General features: G+C 59.2%; 6 protein-coding genes. All 6 read right to left on the bottom strand.

Features of this window, described 5'->3' with window-relative positions; translation table 11 throughout:
• Positions 1-678: DnaB-like helicase N-terminal domain-containing protein (locus RMO23_RS18415; protein ID WP_309684340.1), on the bottom strand; the 678-nt coding region annotated here is incomplete at its 3' end.
• A 192-nt stretch (positions 679-870) separates the two neighbouring features.
• A complete protein-coding gene (rplI, locus tag RMO23_RS18410) occupies positions 871-1,323 on the bottom strand; it encodes a 50S ribosomal protein L9 (RefSeq protein WP_309684339.1) in 453 nt (150 codons plus the stop codon).
• Positions 1,324-1,335: 12 nt separating this feature from the next.
• On the bottom strand, positions 1,336-1,620 hold the full coding sequence (gene rpsR, locus RMO23_RS18405) for a 30S ribosomal protein S18 (protein WP_011801778.1): 285 nt from the start codon (positions 1,618-1,620) through the stop codon (positions 1,336-1,338).
• Positions 1,621-1,630: 10 nt separating this feature from the next.
• On the bottom strand, positions 1,631-1,939 hold the full coding sequence (gene priB / locus RMO23_RS18400; protein WP_309684333.1) for a primosomal replication protein N: 309 nt from the start codon (positions 1,937-1,939) through the stop codon (positions 1,631-1,633).
• Between the two features lie 27 nt (positions 1,940-1,966).
• Positions 1,967-2,332 carry a 30S ribosomal protein S6 gene (rpsF, locus tag RMO23_RS18395; protein ID WP_309684332.1) on the bottom strand — a complete coding sequence of 122 codons (366 nt, stop codon included), beginning with the start codon at positions 2,330-2,332 and terminating at the stop codon, positions 1,967-1,969.
• A 119-nt stretch (positions 2,333-2,451) separates the two neighbouring features.
• Positions 2,452-2,639 (bottom strand): hypothetical protein (locus tag RMO23_RS18390; protein ID WP_309684330.1); only part of this gene is annotated, 188 nt, incomplete at its 5' end.

The following is a 2,639-nucleotide window of genomic DNA, read 5'->3' as shown; positions in this document are numbered from 1 at the left end:
CAGAATCACGAGGTCACCGGCCTGAAAGCCGGAAGTCATGCGGTCAAGATCATAAAAGCCGGTGGGCACGCCGGTCACGTCGTTCGGATTTTCCGACATCTCGGTGACGCGGTCGAGCAGGTCCACCACCAGCGTGTCCATGCTCTGAAAGCCCTGCTGCGAGCGCGAGCCCTGCTCGCCGATGTGAAAGATTTTCTGCTCGGCTTCGTCGAGGATGGTGGCCACCGGCTTGCCCTGCGGGCTGAAGGCGGCGGTGGCGATCTCGTCGCTGGCACTGACCAGCTTGCGCAGGATGGAGCGCTCGCGCACGATCTCGGCATAGCGGCGCACGTTGGCGGCGCTCGGCACGTACTGGGCCAGCGCGTTGAGGTAGCTCAGGCCCCCGACTTCCTCGGACTTGCCAAGGTTTTGCAGGTGCTCGTACACGGTGATGATGTCGGCGGGCTTGGAGGCGTTGATCAGCGCGCCGACAGCAGCGTAAATCAGCTGGTGTTCGTGCCGGTAAAAGTCCTTGTCGGTCAGCAGGTCGCCAACACGGTCCCAGGCGCTGTTGTCAAGCAGCAGGCCGCCCAGAACGCTGGATTCGCCTTCGATGGAATGCGGCGGAATGCGCAACTGGGCAATCTGGCGGTCGGGGCTGTAGCCGGGGTCGTCATAGGTGGAGAGTACGGCAGACATGGGTTTCCTTGAGAGAGGTCAATCCTACGCTGAGGCCTCTGAAAATCGCGGGATAAGGCTGTGGATAAGCGGGGGAAATTCGGTGGAAATGCAGCCTGGGGTTGTGCACAACCGGATGCAAAACCCGCAGGCCCAGGCGCCATGAAAAAAGCCGCTCCTCGGAGCGGCTTTTTGGTGATCAGCGCAAGGCGATCAGGCGGTTTCGCCGTACACCGTGACGGTGATGTCCACTGCCACGTCGGTGTGCAGGGCAACAGTCACAGGGTGGTCGCCCACCGTTTTCAGCGGGCCGTTAGGCAGGCGAATCTGCGACTTCAGGACCGGGAAGCCCTGCTTGGTCAGCTCGGCCGAAATGTCATGGTTGGTGACGGAGCCGAACAGGCGGCCGTCCACACCGGCTTTTTGCGTGAGCTTGACGGCGGTGCCATTGAGCTTTTCGCCTTGCGCTTGCATTTCGGCCAGCTTGGCGGCCGCAGCTTTTTCAAGTTCCACGCGCTTGGCTTCAAACTCGGCCTTGTTGGCTTCGGTGGCGCGGCGGGCGCGACCAGAAGGAATCAGGAAGTTGCGTGCATAGCCGTCTTTGACCTTGACGACTTCACCGAGATTGCCCAGGTTAACGACTTTGTCGAGCAGAATGATTTGCATGACGATGGCTCCTTACAGGCTACGGTGCTGGTCGCTGTAAGGCAGCATCGCGAGGAAGCGAGCGCGCTTGACGGCGGTGTTGATCTGGCGCTGGAAAATCGCGCGCGTGCCGGTCAGGCGTGCGGGAATGATTTTTCCGTTTTCAGAGACGAAGTCACGCAGGGTGTCGATGTCCTTGTAGTCGATTTCTTCAACGCCAGCGGCTGTGAAGCGGCAAAAACGCTTGCGCTTGAACAGCAGGGATTGGGTGTTGCGCTTGGGGCGCTTGTCTTTGTTAAAACGTTTTGGTCCGGCCATGATGGACTCCTTAAATGGGGTTCAGCTCTTGAGAAACTGGTTCGATTGATTGAACGTGAAACACGATGCTCTTGCTGGTACGCGCATTGATCAGAAAGCCTGTAAACCGCTGGGCTTTGCCTAGTTCGAGCCGGGCTGAAGATTCAGCCAGCGTGCCAAAAGCAACTGCCCTGACGGTTAACTTGACCTGCCGGCTGGTGCCGCCTTCAACAATTTCAGACTCGTGTTCGAGGACGAGGTTGAGGGCGGGGATTCCAGCGGGCGTGTAGCGAAGAGGACTTGCCTCGGCGATACGCGCGGTCAGTTTGACTTGATTCAATAGCGTGACGGTTGGAGCAATGGCTGATTAGGCCGCGTATTCCTGCTGCTGGGTTTTGCGGGCTTCTTCGCGTTCGACGTTTCTCATCATCAGCGATGGGCCGGTTTCGGCTTTTTTCTTGACCACGGTCAGGTGGCGCAGCACGGCATCGTTGAACTTGAACGCGTGTTCAATTTCTTCCATCACGGCCTGGCTGGCTTCGATGTTGATGCACAGGTAGTGGGCCTTGGCCAGTTTCTGGATCAGGTACACCAGCTGGCGGCGGCCCCAATCTTCAACACGGTGCACAGTGCCACCGCCGGCGGTAATCATGCCTTTGTAACGTTCCAGCATGGCTGGGACTTGCTCGCTTTGATCCGGGTGGATCAGCAAGACGATCTCGTAGTGACGCATAAACTCTCCTTGTGGTTGATTAAAAGCTGCCCCAGCGTCGTTAAGGGTGCAGCAAGGCGAAGCCCATGATTATAGCCTGACAGTGCCGCAGGGCCAGTCAGGCAGCTTTCAGCGGCTGCTCACAGGCTCTTCAGGTCCGGGTAGCGCACAAACTCCACCAGGTCCCGGGCCTTCTGGCTGGGCGGCGGGGTCACCAGGCTGACCAGAACGATCACCGCAAAGCCGACCGGCACGCCAAAAAGGCCGGCCGAAATCGGCTCTATGCCCCACCACAGTTGGACAGGGGAGGTGATGCCAAAGGTGGCGC

It is taken from the genome of Polaromonas sp. (assembly GCF_031411155.1).
In the GTDB taxonomy this organism is placed as follows: Bacteria; Pseudomonadota; Gammaproteobacteria; order Burkholderiales; family Burkholderiaceae_C; genus Polaromonas.
This window is presented reverse-complemented; position numbering and strand designations above follow the sequence as displayed.